The 16,431-nt window shown below is 44.5% G+C and carries 12 protein-coding genes and 3 pseudogenes; 2 read left to right on the top strand and 13 right to left on the bottom strand.

Annotation, left to right across the window (positions count from 1 at the left end):
- Positions 1-63 precede the first annotated feature (63 nt).
- The 9 genes and pseudogenes from MKY92_RS15335 to MKY92_RS15295 all read right to left on the bottom strand — a co-directional run bounded on the left by MKY92_RS15335 (position 64) and on the right by MKY92_RS15295 (position 8,959).
- Positions 64-1,005: an ArsR family transcriptional regulator gene (locus MKY92_RS15335; protein WP_339296752.1), complete on the bottom strand. Its 942-nt coding sequence runs from the start codon at positions 1,003-1,005 to the stop codon at positions 64-66.
- 205 nt (positions 1,006-1,210) lie between these two features.
- Entirely contained in the window at positions 1,211-2,611 is a 1,401-nt protein-coding gene (locus tag MKY92_RS15330; RefSeq protein ID WP_339296751.1) for a family 43 glycosylhydrolase, read from the bottom strand.
- Between the two features lie 55 nt (positions 2,612-2,666).
- On the bottom strand, positions 2,667-4,427 hold the full coding sequence (locus tag MKY92_RS15325; protein WP_339296750.1) for a sugar-binding domain-containing protein: 1,761 nt from the start codon (positions 4,425-4,427) through the stop codon (positions 2,667-2,669).
- A gap of 16 nt (positions 4,428-4,443) precedes the next feature.
- Positions 4,444-5,346: pseudogene (locus tag MKY92_RS15320) on the bottom strand (carbohydrate ABC transporter permease).
- A gap of 16 nt (positions 5,347-5,362) precedes the next feature.
- Positions 5,363-5,590, bottom strand: a pseudogene (locus MKY92_RS15315) (sugar ABC transporter permease); the annotation flags it as partial.
- Entirely contained in the window at positions 5,590-5,730 is a 141-nt protein-coding gene (locus tag MKY92_RS15310) for a hypothetical protein (RefSeq protein ID WP_339296749.1), read from the bottom strand. The pseudogene MKY92_RS15315 and the gene MKY92_RS15310, both read right to left, overlap by 1 nt.
- Positions 5,731-6,048: 318 nt before the next feature.
- On the bottom strand, positions 6,049-6,999 hold the full coding sequence (locus tag MKY92_RS15305; protein ID WP_339296748.1) for a glycoside hydrolase family 43 protein: 951 nt from the start codon (positions 6,997-6,999) through the stop codon (positions 6,049-6,051).
- A 161-nt stretch (positions 7,000-7,160) separates the two neighbouring features.
- Positions 7,161-8,009: an AraC family transcriptional regulator gene (locus tag MKY92_RS15300; RefSeq protein WP_339296747.1), complete on the bottom strand. Its 849-nt coding sequence runs from the start codon at positions 8,007-8,009 to the stop codon at positions 7,161-7,163.
- Positions 7,999-8,959, bottom strand: a pseudogene (locus tag MKY92_RS15295) (ArsR family transcriptional regulator). The gene MKY92_RS15300 and the pseudogene MKY92_RS15295 overlap by 11 nt, the downstream one beginning before the upstream one ends.
- Positions 8,960-9,223: 264 nt before the next feature.
- Here MKY92_RS15295 and MKY92_RS15290 point away from each other — a divergent pair.
- On the top strand, positions 9,224-11,707 hold the full coding sequence (locus MKY92_RS15290) for a family 43 glycosylhydrolase (protein ID WP_339296746.1): 2,484 nt from the start codon (positions 9,224-9,226) through the stop codon (positions 11,705-11,707).
- A 58-nt stretch (positions 11,708-11,765) separates the two neighbouring features.
- Here MKY92_RS15290 and MKY92_RS15285 read toward each other — a convergent pair whose 3' ends face one another.
- The 4 genes from MKY92_RS15285 to map all read right to left on the bottom strand — a co-directional run bounded on the left by MKY92_RS15285 (position 11,766) and on the right by map (position 16,139).
- Positions 11,766-12,905: a GntR family transcriptional regulator gene (locus MKY92_RS15285; RefSeq protein WP_339301627.1), complete on the bottom strand. Its 1,140-nt coding sequence runs from the start codon at positions 12,903-12,905 to the stop codon at positions 11,766-11,768.
- A 180-nt stretch (positions 12,906-13,085) separates the two neighbouring features.
- Positions 13,086-13,448 (bottom strand): hypothetical protein, encoded by a 363-nt coding sequence (locus tag MKY92_RS15280; RefSeq protein WP_339301626.1) that lies wholly within the window; start codon positions 13,446-13,448, stop codon positions 13,086-13,088.
- Between the two features lie 542 nt (positions 13,449-13,990).
- Positions 13,991-15,229, bottom strand: a complete 1,239-nt coding sequence (locus MKY92_RS15275) for a DUF418 domain-containing protein (RefSeq protein ID WP_339301624.1) — start codon at positions 15,227-15,229, stop codon at positions 13,991-13,993.
- Between the two features lie 169 nt (positions 15,230-15,398).
- Positions 15,399-16,139 (bottom strand): type I methionyl aminopeptidase, encoded by a 741-nt coding sequence (gene map / locus MKY92_RS15270; RefSeq protein ID WP_339301622.1) that lies wholly within the window; start codon positions 16,137-16,139, stop codon positions 15,399-15,401.
- Positions 16,140-16,246: 107 nt separating this feature from the next.
- On the opposite strand from map, the gene MKY92_RS15265 reads away from it, so the two are divergent.
- Positions 16,247-16,384, top strand: coding sequence for a winged helix-turn-helix transcriptional regulator (locus MKY92_RS15265; protein ID WP_339301621.1), 138 nt, complete (start codon positions 16,247-16,249; stop codon positions 16,382-16,384).
- Positions 16,385-16,431 lie beyond the last annotated feature (47 nt).

Raw genomic sequence — 16,431 nt, 5'->3', positions numbered from 1 at the left:
TATGTAACTAATAAGTAAAAAAGAAGCTTTAGTTACGGATATCATGTAACTAAAGCTTCTTTTTTACGATTTTTCCGGATTTATTGCATAATTCACTGTCATTTTAATGTTCTGATCATAATCTCCAAATTGCCGCCCAAATAGGTTTACCCCGCCTTGATAAACGGCATCTGGCTTAATGCCCACACGCACTCTCAACTTATGGATGTTTTGCAGATTAAGTTGATTCAATGTTACAGGAGAGATCTTCTCCATATCCAGAGTCGTCTTTTCCCTGTCCACGCGCCATGTCTTCAACAATCCATACTGTGTAGACCATTCGTGCCACCAAGCTGGGTTCAACTTCCCTCTTCGATCCCCAAAATCTCCGGGACACGTCCAGGTCCCAATATCGAGCCCATTAATCCAAATGGAGATATCCGAAGGCCAGTTGTGATCGTAATTGGGCGCTTCGGAACAGATTTCCATGGACAGTTCAAGCGATTCAATCCGAGCCCCTGTCGGGATCTCAAGTGGCATTAAATACTCTACATAACCCTTGCGGAACCACATAATTTGGGCACCAATATGTTTGGGGTGAAAAAAGCTGGCAGGCTCGTCTTCTCTTATAATCATCCCATCGGCACTCGCCATGCCGCAAGTAGGAGATACTTCGCAATCACTATAATGACCAATAGGCATATCTACCTCATATACCTGTACATCCCCTTTGGGTAGGGCCTTCTCCGTATTCAGCGCAAGATGAATATCATCATAATTGCGGCTGCATACCTTCATAGCTCCGCGAGAGGCGGGCAGCAGTTCTGTATTAATTAACCGTGCTGCCTCCAGTACCTTGATGTTGCTTGCTACAGTAGACACGGGAAGTTTGAGAGCTTCAGCGATTTCTACAATATTAAGATTCTTCGAAGTCAGAAGGCGGAGAATATCAACTCGGGAGCGTGTGGATAAGGCATGAGTCACTGTCACAAGCTTATCCGGATCATCAAAACTAAGCTCAAGCATTACAATTCCCACCTCATTTTATGAGTATATTACAATAATTTTACTGGTATGCCCCAAAAGAGTCAATATTACTGTATTAAATTATTTATTTTGTATTAAATAGAGTTATTGTATGCACGAATTCGGAAGGATCCATTCCATAACGACAAAACCCCGCCAAGGTCCGCGAGGGCCTGACAGGGTTCTGATCGTATTATATAAACATCTAGTTCACAGGTTTGATATCAAAAAAGTCCAGTTCTCCATAACCTTCGCCCTTGGAAAAGCGAATTTTGTTCACACCGGCATTCAGCTGCACTCGGGCAGTAGACAGTCCCCAGTTCTCCCACCCTTTGTTGGTGATATGAAAAGGACTCGCTGTGCCTCCATTCACACTCAGCAGCAGATTGGACCAGTTGCCACCAGCCGTACCATTCGCCGTTCTTGCCAGCAAAATATATTGTCCAGCGGAAGCTGCATTCACATTAAATTCTACATAGCTGTCGACTGTATCGATATGTCCTGCTTTCATTCCTCCCGAACCGGAAGGACTTTGAGAAGCGTATGCAATCCCGCCGAACGTACCCTCTTCACCTTCGTATCGAACCACTGACTTTTCTCCCGAAGGCAAGGCAATTGGAGCATTGGGATTCACCGGTGTCCCCAAATTTGGAGTATTATCGGCATTCCATGTGAATTTTTGCAACCGGATCTCCCGATTCCAACCGGAATTATTGACCTTTGCTGTATGGTACATGATCCAGTCCTCTGTTCCATCAGGAGACTTGGTAAAGGAATGATGGCCCGGACCATATAGTCCGTTTCCGGATTGGAAGATGGGCTGATTGCGCTTGCTCCAGGATGCTGGACTCAGCAAATTGCTGGAGGTGCTGGCGGTAATAAGCCCAAGACAGTAGTCATTGGTCCAACTGCCACTTGCCGAGTACACAAGGCTGATTACCCCATTTCGAACGATCACTTGCGGACCTTCGTTCACGTTCGGGGAATGATTCGTTTCCCAGGCGTAGGTTGGTCTTGCAATTTCCACACGATTCGAATCGATGGTCCAGGGATTGCTCATATGGGCAATGTACAGGTTCTGCCGAACATTCGTGTCTCCTTCCCATCCTGACCAGATGAAGTAAAGCTGTCCGTTGGACTGCAACACCGTACCATCAATGGCCCACTTGTTTGTCGGGTCCTTGATTTGACCTTTATATTGCCAGGTTCCCTGGGTCGGATCGGCGGATGTGTTTTCCATAACGTACATGCGATGATTGACGTTGTCTCCGTCATCCTTGGCATAGTAGATGTACCATGCGCCGTTGATATAGTGAAGTTCAGGAGCCCAGATGCCGCAGCAGCCTGTATTAACCACTGTGATTGGTGCTGCATCAATGGTTGTTAATTGAGCAGACTTCCAGATCGTGACGTTGCCACCCGTCGTTTTCGTGAAATAATAGAATCCGTCTGTATGCTTATACACCCATGGATCTGCTCCGTCCTGCATGACGACATTATAGAAGTTATTCTGCGTGGTTGCAGCATGTGATATCTGCCCCATGGGAAAAATGAGAAATGCACATAAGGCCAACAGCAATTTGTTCCTGTAATTCATGATTTTCATCTCCAATCACACTCCCTATCGGATTATGAATCATGTACGTACCAAAGTGATATGCTCAATCTTCTATGGCAGCCTTTCGGGAATTGATTCGGTGAATCGTTTCCGGATTGAACTTTGGACGTCTGTCATAGGTATATAGTCCATTCACTTCCTGTTCCACATCATATAATTGGGTGTAACAAAAACCGAACATCATGGGATGATCCAGCAGAACGTTGGTTAAGCCCTCATACCGGGTAATGAACGCCTCTTCCGATTGGGGTCTGTCGCCATAGCCCCAGGACTTCTCATCCTGCTGATCCGGATTCCACCAGATTCCACCGTACTCACTGATAAAATAAGGCTGCCCTCCATACGTCTGCCGCTCCGGAAACGTATTAAACACTTCTCCACCATTTTTCATCGGTTCATATCTGGCCCGGAACGTTTCGGGATTCTGATCATAATCATGCAAGTCGAAGATATCTGTCACGACATGAAAGTTACCGCTGGTATCGATGACAGGACGTGTCGGGTCCAGACGTTTGGTCATCTCATAGACAATGCGCAGCACATCGTTATCCTGGCAGGTTCCACCGCGATCCCACGTTTCATTGAAAGGACACCAGCCGATCAGTGAGGGATGATTAAAATCACGTTCCATTCCTTCCACCCATTCCGGCAGAAAACGCGCAAGGCTTTCGGTTGTTGTGATATCCAGTCCCCAGTTAGCATGTTCTCCCCATACCAGATAGCCGAGTTTGTCAGCCCAGTACAGGAAACGTGGCTCAAACATCTTTTCATGTAATCTTGCCCCATTGAAGCCAAGCTCCATTGAGATTTCGATGTCCTTGCGCAGATCCTCATCGCTCGGTGCCGTATAGATACCTTCCGGATAAAAGCCCTGATCCAACACCAGCCGCTGAAAAACGGACTTCTCATTGATGCGAAACGCCATGCCATCCAGTCTTACCGACCGTAAGCCGAAATACGATGTTACCGTATCGCTTGCCCGTGACTTCCCTTGGATCTTGAGCTCCAGATCATACAGTTTGGCATGCCCCGGCTCCCATAAATGAATCTCTGACAATGGGACAGTAAGCTTCACGGAAGGCCCTTGGATAACAGCTGTTGTAGATCCAACATCTCTCCCTTCGAAGCGGGAAGATGCAGATAGTTCAGCTCCAGCAGCGTTACCACAAATCTTCACTTCGAGGTGGGCACAGGCATTATCCGGGTCAGCCACCACTTTCATATCGGAAAGATATACATCTGGCACGCTTTCCAACCACACCGTTTGCCAGATACCGGTAGTACGGGTGTAATCACAGCCATGCGAGTGGAATCTTTCGCTTTGTTTGCCTCTCGGCTGGCGTCCCGAACGTACGTCGTCTTCCGCATAGACCGTTACAATATTGGTGCCTGATGAAACATGGGAGGTGATATCAAAATGAAATGGCGCGTATCCTCCCCGATGTTTGCCAACAGATGTTCCGTTCACCCAGACTTCGGCTTCATAATCAACTGCACCAAAATGAAGCAAAATGCGGCCATTCATCCAGATATCCGGTATGGTGAATTCCCGCTTATACCATACGGCTGCCATAAAATCGGTATATTGCACGTCAGACAGCTTGCTCTCTGGACAGAACGGAACGGTGATTGTTCCGGAGAACGGATGTCCGGTCTGTTCATACCCGCGCTCTTTCCCGCTTTTCCCATGATCGATTTCGAATTGCCAGGAACCATTCAGATTGGCCCAAGCCTCTCGAACAAACTGAGGCCGGGGATATTCCGGACGAGGAATGACTAACATGCTGCGACTCTGTTCTTTCATTGGTAAATCGCTCCTTTTACCCTTTTATTGAACCAACATAGACACCTTTTACAAAATACTTTTGCAAGAAAGGATAGACCATCAGGATCGGAATAGTGGATACGACTATCGTGCAGTATTTGACCAGTTCCCGATAAGCCGTTGCACTGCCTGCACTGTCGATGACGACGCCGCCTGCACTCCCCATGGTTGTGGCACTTGAGTCATTAGCGACGAGGATCTCTTTCATCAGAAGTTGCACGGAAATTTGTACCTGTCCTGCAGCAGAACCATGGCGTTAAACCATGAGTTCCAGTTACCAACCAGATAGTACAGGAAAATGACAGCCAGGGTGGCTTTGGATAGCGGCAAGATCACATACATCAATATCCGCGCCTGACTCGCACCATCAATCGTTGCTGCCTCTTCCAATTCCAATGGGATTGCCTGAAAGCCGGTTCGCAAAATGATAATATTCCAGGTACTGAGCGCCGTAGGCAAAATCATGGCCCACAGATTATTGAACAGACCGATATCTTTCATCAATAAGAACCAGGGGATCAGACCACCTCCGAAGAACATCGTAATTGTGATGATAATCATGATCGCATTTTTAAAATACAAATCACGTCTGGACAGAACAAAGGCTCCCATAATGGTCATGACCATATTAACGAAAGTACCCCAGTCCCACATAAATCAACGTGTTTCTATACCCCACCAAAAGGCTGTTATCCTTAAAAATCAGCTTGTAGCCATCCAAAGTAAATCCCAATGGTCTAAGCAGAAGTCCTTTGTGAGCCACCAGTCGGGCCGGATCGCTGAAAGAAGCAAACACAATATGCAGAATGGGGTACAGACAGGCCAGCGTCAGCGGGGTCAGCAACATATAATTGAAGATGTCGAACATTCGGTTGCCCATCGTTTTGCGATATTTCATCTGTCTTCACTCCCTCCTACCACAGGCTGACCTCAGAGTTACGCTTGGCAATTCTATTCGTTGCCCAGAGTAAAGCGAAATTGATGATGGCGCTCAACAGTCCGACAGCCGTGGAATAGCTCAGACTCGCTTCTCTTAACCCTCTTCGATACACATAAGATGCAATGACATCGGCGGTATCATAGGTTAGAGGATTATATAGAAGGATAATTTTCTCGTAACCGGATGCCATCAGTCCGCCAATTAGGGATACGCTGAATAATCGTTTGGAATGGTTTCATCGTACAGATCTCCCAAATAAGTGTCGTTTAACGTACGGTTTACCTCATCAGCCTGCGCTTGAGTAGGAGTTTTGTTACCACGGATATTCTGGCTTATATCCATGAATGTGACCTTGTTTCTCTCTTTTGAAACCTCTTTTCCTGAGTTCCGGCCTCTCCGGCTTCATTTTGGTTGCTGCATGCTGCAGTCCAAAACACCACCAAAAGACGCCTACTTAACTTGTAATTTTCTATATTTTAATCAAAGTATAATTACACAATAACTGTAAGTTAACGCTTACAATTTATTTTATTGTAATAAATAATTCAGATCACGCTGGTTAAATAATATCTATTTTATTCAAGAGCAATTGGAACTTTATTAATTACAAATTTATTGTAACTATAGGCATACCTGTGCATCATCTCGCCGTCTTCTTTTTCACTCGCCGGATGGAACCTGCAGCGCTTTATTATCACTGAAAGGTACACCAAAGTCAGGGGTTCCGTCCAGATTCCAACCAAATTTTTGAACTCGCGTTGCCCTTAAGACCGTGTCAGCACCAGGATTCGGGAGCGCATGGTATACAATCCAGTCCTCCTCACCATCAGGTGACGTAGTAAAGCTGTTGTGTCCTGTGGCATATACGCCATTCTCCAGACTTTTCCGAAAAACAGGTTCTGCAGACTTGGTCCACGAAGATGCTAGCATCGGATCATCCCGTTCATTCATGGTCAACATGCCAAGTGCGTAATCTTCCGACCAGGTTGTACTCCCCGAGTATACTAGAAAAATGCGTCCATTCCGGTGTAGCGTAACGGGTCCTTCATTAATCGCCATTCCGCCCTGCTTCTCCCAGATAAAGGTCGGCGCCGTGAGCAAAACATGTTCACCTGTCAGGGAATGTGGGTCTGACATCCTCATAATATAAATTGCTGATCCATAGTCCGGAAAATGACCATATCCAGCATACAAAAAAAAGAGTCGCCCCCCAAGCATCAGCACAGTACCGTCCAAACCGGGAACAGGAGTATGTAGAGCCCCCTTCCATACCCATTCACCCTCCATCGGATTTGGACTTTCATTTTCCAGCACGCAAATCCGCCTTGAATCGTCCCCTCCACCATCATTAGCGGTATAGTATATGTACCATTTTTCATTCAAAAAATGAATTTCCGGTGCCCACAAATGATGACTGTAAGGCCCTCCAGGCTCCGGTGTCCAGACGATTTTACGAGTTCCCGCATCAATTTCCGATAAACGGGATGATTGAATTAGTTCAAGCTTATCGGACCGTGTACGCATAAAATAATAATAGCCATCCGGTCTATATACCCATGGGTCAGCTGATTGCAAGGCCACCGGGTTATAGAAAATGGTCTTGTTTGTCATTTCTTCATTCTCCCTTCATATCGATCTAATTTCTATTATCTGGCAGGTTTTGATTACAAACAATTATGAAAACGCTTTAATTTTATATTCAAAAAAGACAACCTTCAAGCGGTTTCGTCGGTCGAAAAAAACCGTCCGTAGACGGTTTGCTTGTTGAAGCTCTAATGTTTGTTTTGGATTCGCCACTCCAGCGGAGTAAGCCCAACGGATTTAACAAAGAAATCATAAAACCTGCTAGACGAGGTAAATCCCACTTCTGAAGATATCATCTCGACAGCCTTGTTGGTGTGCTGTAACAGCCGCTTTGCTTCCATTAGACGAAGATTGATGATGTACTGCTTCGGGGAGACACCCACGGTTTCCGTAAATTTCTTTCGCAGATTGCTTGCGGACAGAAAGTATCGAGACGCCAACTCACTGACCGTAATTGGAGTGTAATATGCTGAATGAATCTCTTTCAGTACTTCCTGAATTATGCCTTGACCGGTTGGGTCGTTAACAATATGAGGAACTTCTAGCGAGCAATTCCGCTGGAACAGTAGAAGTGTAGTCTCCATCGCTAGACGTATCAAATGACTGGAGTCAGTGCTCTGCTTGTTGCCCGGCCGCCACTCCTTCTCCAATTCGGATAAACTGATATCTGCCCAGCGAAAACTGTCTTTATCGAGATGGGCAAGTTGAATGCGATTCCTCTGTTGATCCTGCCCATTGAAGAGATATCGACAATGCACCGGCAGGTGATCATGATAATAATGCACAGAAATGCCCTGCCATGGCTCAGTACACACAAAACCGTGATAAAGCCCTGGCGGGATCATAATGAGGTCACCCGCAATCACTTTGACATTCTGTTCTGGTGAACTGTAATACCCTTCTCCATCCAGTATAAGTGTCAGTTCATCATAAGCATGTGAATGAGATTTGAATAAACCTTCCCCCTGCTCCAAATGAAAGCAATTCGGTTTGAAACGCTCGATACTCACAATAAATGATGTACCGTTATTTGGCATATCTCGCATCCTTATCACCTGCATTCATCGTATACCTTACCTGCATAATAATGTTCTGTTCATGATCACCGAACTCATTGCCAAACAGGTTGATGCCTCCTTGATGCTTGGCATCCGGATGAATTCCAATACGTAATCTTAACTTGGGTTTATCTCCGAGGTTAAGATCTGACAGGGACACATCAGAAATTTTCTCCTTGTCCAGCATGGTCTTGTTGTTATCCACACGCCATTTTTTTGAGAAGACCGTATTGTGTGGAACCATCAGGCCACCATGCCGGATTCAATTTACCACGGCGATCGCCCAAATCTCCGGGACTTGTCCACGCCCCGATCTCAATGCCATTAACCCAAATGGAAATATCCGAGGGCCAGTCATTGTTATAGGTTGCTACTTCAGAACAGATTTCCATGGACAATTCCAAAGCTTCAATCGTTGCATCTGTTGGAATATCCATCGGAAGCAAATATTCCAGGTATCCCTTTGCCAGCCAGATAATCTGAGCATCAATATGCTTGGGATGATAAAAACTGGCCGGGTCGTCTTCCTTCAGAATCATGTTCTCTGTGCTCGCCATACCACATGTTGGCGCAACCTCACAGTCACTGTAATGCCCTATCGGCATCTGAACTTCATAGATATTCGAATCGCGTGTGGAAAGTGAGGAAACCAGATCCAGAACAATATGAATATCATCATAATTACGGCTGCAAACCTTCATCGCTCCACGGGAAGCCGGGAGCATTTCCGTATGTATTAAATTGGCCGCCTCCAGCACTCTAATATGATTTGCTACCGTTGACACAGGCAGCTCCAGCGATTCGGCAATTTCGATGATGTTTAATTTGTTGGCATGTAAAAGCTGAAGAATGTCAATCCGGGAACGAGTCGACAGGGCATGGGTTACAGTTACCAGTTTTTCCGGGTCATTAAAGCTAAGTTCGAGCACGGTTTGGTTCTCCTTTGGACAATAGAAATTAAAGTCAATTCTACTGAATAACCGACACAAACACAATTAAACCCTTTATCAGCCCGCATCCCTCCCAACGCATAAATATCTTTAAATTATATCTAATTGGTTATAAGAATCCGTGCGTCCCTTTGTTATACTCCAATATAGAAAGCGTTCAGATTTTGAATTCAGGAGGTGTATTTCTCTCTATTTTGAAATGTATTTTATTAAAAAGCCATTTAATAATGAAGGAGTTGCAATATGAAAAAATGGAGAATTCTGTTTTTAAGTGCAGCCTTATGCTTTCTGATGCCGACCAATATTTATGCGTACAATAATCCGCTTAATTTATCAGACTCTTGGCATTGGTCGAATAGCGATTTTTATGGTGAGGGTGACCCGTATATCTTGAAGTTCAACGGGACCTACTACCTGTATGTCAGCACAGTAGATGACTCGATAGGTGTGAAAGTGTGGTCTTCCACAAACCTGGTGGACTGGACCTATCGCGGTATATGTACGACGGAAGCAGTGACCAAGGCGGCGTATGCTCCCGAAGTTGTTTATTGGAACGGTCAATTCTATATGTATACCTCCCCAGGAGGTGGTGGTCACTATGTACTTTCCAGTCCCAGCCCCACCGGCCCATTCACGCTTCAAACAGGCAATTTGGGTATGGGCATTGACGGTAATGTCTTCATCGATGATGACGGCAAATGGTACTTCTACTCCACCGGAGCAAATACAATCGAGGCGCGTCCGATGACAAGCCCGACCACATTTGGTGCTCCTATCACAACCGGATTATCCATGGCTGGATGGACAGAAGGATCAACCACTTTTAAACGAGACGGAAAATACTACATGACGTACACCGGTAACCACGTATGGAGTACTGCGTACCGTGTCGATTATGCTACGGGAAGCAGTCCTACGGTTGGATTCAAGCCGACGGCGGATCTGAATCCGGTACTTATCAATACCGAAGGCACCAATGTCGGACTTGGCCACAACTCGATCATCAAAGGGCCTGACCTTGATTCAGATTATATCGTTTATCATAGTCATGCTTCTGATGGGAATATAACCTACCCTGGCCGCAAGATGAATATGGATCGGATCGTTTGGAATGGAGAGAAGCTTCTCGTTCAGGGCCCCACAATCGCATCGCAACCAAATCCGGAATTGCCGGTTTTTGAGGATCGCTTTAACCGAACATCGATCGGCAACAATTGGACGAATGTTGGTGGCGGCACATGGGGGATTTATAACCAAGAGCTCATGTGGCAAGATACCATAGGTTCTGCATCAACGTACCGGCAGATCACAGCAGTCAATAGCGCCAGCGATTATACGGCCGAGTTTAACCTAAAACAGATGAAACAAGGCACCACTGAGAATCCAGTATATGGTGCTGTCTTCTCCTATACCAACGAGAACTCGTATGGCGTGGCGGTACTGAATCGCAATAAAAATCGTTTGGAGACGAATTACGTTGTAGAAGGCGTGAGCCAGGGCTGGCAATATGCATCGCTTCCAGCAGGGTACGACTACTCCAAGTGGCATCAGATCCGAGTAGAGAAGGCTGGTTCATCCTTTACTGTTTATGTGGACGGGATGAAGAAGCAGACTCGAACAATTCATGGACTCAACGGCGGTAAGATCGGTTACACGACTACGGATGCACACGCTGATTTTGGCTATACGGCATTCAGTAATAAAGTGAAGGGTAGCAGTGCCTGGAACATGTATAAGCCTTTACCCGGCAAGATTGAGGCCGTTCATTATATGGATGGAATTGAGGGCACTGCTTATCATGATCTTACACCAGCTAATATTGGAGGTGCCTATCGTAAGGACGCAGTTGATATTCGCAACTCAGCGGCTGAAGGCAAAAATGTTGTTGGCTGGAATCAGACTGGCGAATGGCTTAAATACCGCGTCAATGTAGCTGAGACCGGATACTATGATTTGGATGTTCGACTAGCCACGACGTTTAACGATGCAAGCTTCCGGGTATGGGACGGGGCAACCGATCTGACAGGCATCATAAGTGCACCTAATTCAGGTGATTGGGAAAAATGGACAACGGCCAGCAAGAAGGGATTGTATTTAACTGCTGGCAACCATGAATTACGGTTTGAGTTTGTGCAAGGAGAATTTGATTTCAGCGATATGACTTTTACGCGTGGTGAGGCAGTGGCAGACATGGTGGATGATTTTAATGATGGCAATGATAATGGCTGGACTCGATTCGAGGGAAACTGGTCCGTTATTGGCGGTGAGCTCGATTCTGCAGGCAACGGCGTATTCGGAAAGACCACTATAGGCAAAGAGTCTTGGGCTGACTATACGGTTGAATCGGACATTAAACTTATTGATACTAGTGGGGATGCTGGCATTCTGTTTCGGGTCAACAACCCTTCGAATGGTAAAGTACTTGCGAACAATCCGGATTATGTACAAGCATACTATGCATTCATCAAGCCAGATGGTGTCTACCTGGGCAAAATGAACTACGGCTACGAACAACTCGCTTCAGTCCCCCTTTCAATTGCTTCAGGTATCTGGCAGCATATGAAGGTAGTTACATCCGGCACGACAATTAGAGTGTACGTTGAGGATATGAACACACCAAAGATTACGTACAAAGACAATAGCATGAATCCGTTCACACATGGCAAAGTCGGCCTGCGAACCATGAACAATCACACGCGGTTCGACAATTTCCGTATAACACCATAATAAAAAGAAGTGATCCGGCATAACTGCTGCTGGATCACTTCTTTTTATTTTATTATTGTTATGATGATGGAATCCATTCCATTGGCACAAAGAGATTTTTGGGGGTTCGTATGCCGTGATGTATCTGATCCAATAGCAAGGTGACAGCCTGTATACCAATCATCTTCTCATCTTGCTGAACATAGGCAATACCATCGATCCCGGGATCATCGAACGTGACGATCGCTATGTGTTTTGCCTTCTCCCTGCCAATAGTACGGATTAACGAATAATGAGCTAAACGGGCTAGTTCAACATCAACAGCCACCAACGCTGTAAATCGACCATAATATTGACTTATCCAATTGTCCAAGATCTGTTCTCTATGCTGAATCGATTCAATAAAAATTTCATAAGGCAACGTAAGACGAATAATATGCTCTGGTGATATATGTGCTTTCGCAGCCGCTTTTTCAAAACCTGCAATTCGTTCGATAACGACGCTGTGTGCCTTGGGTGGGGTAACTAAAGCAAACTTTCGAAACCCTTGCTTAACCAAATTAGTTACCGCTTTGTATGCCCCTTCTATATTATTCGAGCAGACGCTTACGTTTGGTTTGTCCGTATAATAACGGTCAATTAATACATAAGGGAATCCTAGTTCTGTAGCTCTGTCAACCGTTTGTCGTTCATGTTCACTCCCAATGGAAAACAGCACTAACCCTACAACTTTCAATTCATAAAGCTCATCAATAGCTAGGAGTTCTTTTACTGAACTGCCTCTCGATACACGAATAACCAACGTATATCCGTTTTCATTGACAGCGTTCTCAATTGCATCGAGCAGACGCTGCTCCACTTTGGTACGCATTGACGGGATGATTATGCCTATCATTTCTTTTGCTTTTGGAGGTAACGGGATGTGATGAGCCGCAAGGCTCTCGTCTGTTTTTTGGTATGTCTCAATGGGTATGCGTAGTTTGAACGAGGCTTGGCCAGCAACGAACGTCCCTTTTCCTTTTATGCGAACGACCACACCCTCTTCTGCTAGCCCCGCCATAGCATTTTTGGTCGTTATTAAGCTGACGTGGAATTGTTCAGCCAGTTCTTTTTCCGAAGGAATTCGGTCTCCTGAACGCAGATTTCCGAGCCTAATTTGATGTTTTATTGCATGTTGAATTTGTTTGTATAATGGTATGTTCTTCATGACAATCACCATGTTTAATATACTATGTGTGCTACTCCTAGGACAACTAATTTCGTCAAGTGAAGGCTGCTGATAATACACCTACGATCCAAGGTAATACGTAGACCTTTTAATAAAAAGTTACACATGTTCTCCATAAGAAATCGACTGAAACAATGGACCATATATACAACCTGATCTCCACGCATTAATCTATTTCCCTGAGTGCAAATCTTCTATTTCTTGAGAAAGTCTTTTAGTCTGTGGCTTCATATAACTTTGAGCTATTTGCAAAATATCTGATTGCCCACCTAGATCATACAATATTGTAGTAGATAACACTTGTACAATATAAAGGTCCGATTGAATTGCCATCCATTCAAAAAAATTGAAAAACTTCTCAATTAGTTCTGTGTCATCATTTTCACGAAGCAATCCTTCAACATAAGTAGCCACTTCATCACCAAAAAACACATGTCCCAGAAACTCTTGATTTAAATCCAGATGTTCGATGTAACAATCGTAGAATTCAGGGAAAAGTCTTAGGAACTGATTGATTAAAATGTCACTATCCATGCTCCAGCCTCCTATCTACTATTTCAGGCCACTTTTAACTCAGAACTTAATATATGTATCATCTGCAGACCAATTTTCGATTGGTCTACTGTTCTTTTCGTTTGAAAAACATCTTGCCAACCATAAGTCCCATAGCCGATGAACAGATCAGATATCCAAAGAACAAGAAAAGTAAATAAACACCATGAAGATCTGGAGGAATCTGTTTCAAACCTTCAAACCAAGCAAAACGAAAAGGATAAAAGATGACTATCCAAATGATCAGCAAGAAAAGAAGAAAATTAATTATTTTTAGCACAATAATGATCCTTTCAAGCTTGAGTGGAAACAGTTGAATGTATATGCTTCATCTTTCATTTCGCATTACCTTACCACTGCCCGCACTATAATAGTTAGCTTATGTATTAGGGTTGATATGTTTAATCTATAAATAATTACTAATTATAACAGGAAACATTAGGAAGATGATCGTTACGGCAAAAAGAAGCCCTTTCTTTTGGTAGAACGAGCTTCTTTTTGCGTTTCACGATAGCACTTTATGCTTACTCGACACCAGGCGCGTTTTCATGCGTAGTTAAGTTCGATCTTTTCTTCTTTCTTGGCTGCCCTTTCCAGGACAGATATGTCCAAATCCGCAGCAGGTACTCGACCGGCCCATTGCTAAATTTCTTAAGATATAGGGGACTCATCCACAATTGAATGCCATAGACAGCAAGCGCAATAATCGCTCCGATGAACACGCCAGCACTTCCAAACAGTCCCAGGCCATATCCATAGAAAATTGTCGTACAGATTACGCTCTGCATCAGGTAATTCGTCAACGAGAGACGGCCGACCGCCTCGAACCTGTCCATCAGGCTGAAACGGCGGTTTCCCGCATACAACAGCGCAAATGCATAAATGTATCCGAGTGCAAGCAACGCTCCTCCAAGCGCCCCCCCGATTCCGATTCCGAGCCAACCTTCCGCACCCAATTGTGGCGCCAATACACCGTATGCTTTGAGTATCAAACCTACCGGAATCAATAACGATGCCCGGCGAAGATACATAGCTTGCATCGTTTGGGGATCGCTAAACGTGCCTATTCTGGCAGCGCGCATGCCGAGCAGGAACATCGGCACCGTCATGAGTGGTGCTAACATCAGAGCTATCAGGGCAAATGACAGCTCCAAATCCCCGCCGAATGGATCGCCGTTATTACTGAAATTCCTGATTTCCGCGTATGTGCCGTTGCCGTATACATCCTGACTTTGAATGATGTAGTTCTCCATATGAATGGACTCAATCGCCAGCGGGTTCATCGGATTAGATGCCGGGAGACCAAGTATGCCCGCTCCCATGAATAGCAGTACCGCCCATATGAGCAGCGTTATAGGCTTCCGATTAAGGAACATGAGCAGGAAGAAACCGAGTACGCCATAAAATGCCAGGATATCCCCTTCCCACAGATAGATGATGTGCAGTAATCCGATTCCAAACAGTAGTAGAAAACGGCGTGCCAGATGACACTTTGGTCGTAAATCTCGTGATTTTAGACTCTCCGAGAGTTTAACCATTCCAAAGCCAAACATAAATGCAAAAATCGGCATAAAACTGCCCACCACAGTGATCAGCAGGAATGAGAGGAAAGCCTGATCTGCTCCGCCAATCCCGAACAGTTGGGGTTTGCTCTGGCCATACATTCCATATTGGAAAGCCAGCATATTCGCCAGCACAATACCGACCAGACTGAATCCACGCAGTCCATCAATGACTTGAACGCGCTTTTTTGATATGCTCAATCAATCACCTCTGTCTATAACATAAAGATCAGATCTAAATATACGTTAAATCCTTCCATAATTTCAACATAAATTAATAAGTGAACATTTAAATTATGATTTACTTTGACGTACCAATACAACAAAAACAAAAAAGTCGCTAAATTTAGCGACTTTCAGTTTGAACACCCTAAAGAGTGACAATAATTGGACCATTTTTAGTAAGAATAATGGTATGTTCTATTTGAGCTACATAGCTATTTTTAGTAACAAAGGTCCAGCCATCTCCAGTTTGAACTACTTCTTCTTCTGAAGTTGAAATAAATGGCTCGAAAGCGATAACCATACCTTCTTTTAACAATTCATCATCCGATGGATCATTATAATTGTAGATGTGGTCAGGTGCTTCGTGTATTCCACGTCCAACACCATGTCCTGTAAGGTTTTTAATAACCGTTAATTCATGTTGTCTGGCAGTTTGGAATACGGCTTTTCCGATTCCGCTTTTTTTGGAGCCCGGTTTTGCTTTTTTAAGACCTGCTTCAAATGCCAGTTTAACAACGTCGCATATTTTCGTTAACACTTCTGCACCTTCGCCTACGACAAACGAGATTCCAGTATCTGCAAAATAACTGTTCTTGGAGCCAGACACATCAATATTGACGATGTCCCCTTCTTGAATAACCCGATCTCCCGGAATACCATGTGCCACTTCTTCATTAACACTAATACAAGTAAATCCCGGGAAATTATATTCACTTTTTGGAGCAGAAACTGCGCCAGCTTTCTCAAAAAGCTCTCCTGCCAAATCATCAAGTTCTTTAGTGGTTATCCCTGGGATGGTTCTTTGAACCAATTCATCTCTAATAGAAGCTACAATTTTGCCAATTTCCTTCAAGCCATGAAAATCTTCTTCTGTTCTTGCGATCATTTTTTCTTACCTCACTATCTTTTATCATTAATTGATTACATAAGTATTTTTTTAATCGAACATTAGATTATCATATCCAAAGCAGCAAAGCTTCGCAACTTTTTTATGTGGAGGTGCCGCCCAGAGTCGAATACAGCTTGAGTGATTTAGGTAATACGCCGAGGCCCATCATTAGTGTGATGGAAACATGGGGAATAGATTATAAGAAGCTCAATGAGGATACTTCGACCGATACAGACGAATAGGATTACGGATAGTAGAAAACGAGCGCACCCATGTTCAGGGTGCGCTC

The organism is Paenibacillus sp. FSL R5-0623 (genome assembly GCF_037974265.1).
Lineage (GTDB): Bacteria > Bacillota > Bacilli > Paenibacillales > Paenibacillaceae > Paenibacillus.
This window is presented reverse-complemented; position numbering and strand designations above follow the sequence as displayed.

Coding starts and splice junctions, on each gene's coding strand:
- MKY92_RS15285 (WP_339301627.1), bottom strand. CDS start 12,905: ATGGTGATTGTCATGAAGAACATACCATTATACAAACAAATTCAACAT.
- MKY92_RS15280 (WP_339301626.1), bottom strand. CDS start 13,448: ATGGATAGTGACATTTTAATCAATCAGTTCCTAAGACTTTTCCCTGAA.
- MKY92_RS15335 (WP_339296752.1), bottom strand. CDS start 1,005: ATGCTTGAGCTTAGTTTTGATGATCCGGATAAGCTTGTGACAGTGACT.
- MKY92_RS15330 (WP_339296751.1), bottom strand. CDS start 2,611: ATGAAAATCATGAATTACAGGAACAAATTGCTGTTGGCCTTATGTGCA.
- MKY92_RS15325 (WP_339296750.1), bottom strand. CDS start 4,427: ATGAAAGAACAGAGTCGCAGCATGTTAGTCATTCCTCGTCCGGAATAT.
- MKY92_RS15290 (WP_339296746.1), top strand. CDS start 9,224: ATGAAAAAATGGAGAATTCTGTTTTTAAGTGCAGCCTTATGCTTTCTG.
- MKY92_RS15300 (WP_339296747.1), bottom strand. CDS start 8,009: ATGCCAAATAACGGTACATCATTTATTGTGAGTATCGAGCGTTTCAAA.
- map (WP_339301622.1), bottom strand. CDS start 16,139: ATGATCGCAAGAACAGAAGAAGATTTTCATGGCTTGAAGGAAATTGGC.
- MKY92_RS15305 (WP_339296748.1), bottom strand. CDS start 6,999: ATGACAAACAAGACCATTTTCTATAACCCGGTGGCCTTGCAATCAGCT.
- MKY92_RS15310 (WP_339296749.1), bottom strand. CDS start 5,730: ATGGATATAAGCCAGAATATCCGTGGTAACAAAACTCCTACTCAAGCG.